Origin of the sequence: Streptococcus vestibularis ATCC 49124 (genome assembly GCF_000188295.1) — a bacterium.
Lineage (GTDB): Bacteria > Bacillota > Bacilli > Lactobacillales > Streptococcaceae > Streptococcus > Streptococcus vestibularis.
Genome location: NZ_GL831132.1, coordinates 1 through 593, shown reverse-complemented (window position 1 = coordinate 593; position 593 = coordinate 1). Strand labels below are relative to the sequence as shown.

The window sequence follows — 593 nt, the reverse complement described above, 5'->3', positions numbered from 1 at the left end:
CGTTTGGGAAAAGTTTTTTGGCTAGTGGAATATAAGCCCCAGACATATCCATCGTGATAAACTGCACCTTTTGTCGAGCTTTCAATGGATACTTCAAAAAGTAGTTTCGAATAGTGGTTTGACGGCGATTATCAAGGATAGTTATGAGTTTGTTGGTCTCATAGTTTTGTGCTACAAAAGCTAATTCCCCTTTCTTGAAACCAAACTCATCCCAGGACATAACCCTTGGGAGTTTATCAAAATGTTCCTTGAAAGAAAACTGATCAAGCTTACGATAGACAGTGGATGTCGATACACGAAGTCTTCTGGCAATATCCGTTAGTGACACCTTCTCAGTTAGGAGTTGTGTAACCTTTTGTCGGACCAGATTAGAGATTTGGCAGTTTTTCTCAACGATAGATGTCTCAGCCACCGTTACTCTCCTACAACTTTTACACTGGAAACGACGTTTTTTCAGATGTAGTAGAGTTGGAGTTCCAGCTTGCTCGAGAAGAGGGATTTTAGAGTTTTTTTGAAAGTCATATTTGATCATCTTTCCATGGCAGTGAGGACATGATGGTGCAGGGTAATCGAGTTTTGCTTGAATCTCTATA

The 593-nt window shown here is 40.1% G+C and carries 1 protein-coding gene; it reads right to left on the bottom strand.

Going from position 1 to position 593, the window contains the following annotated elements; genetic code table 11:
- Positions 1-593 (bottom strand): ISL3 family transposase (locus HMPREF9425_RS09080; protein ID WP_003098539.1); only part of this gene is annotated, 593 nt, incomplete at both ends.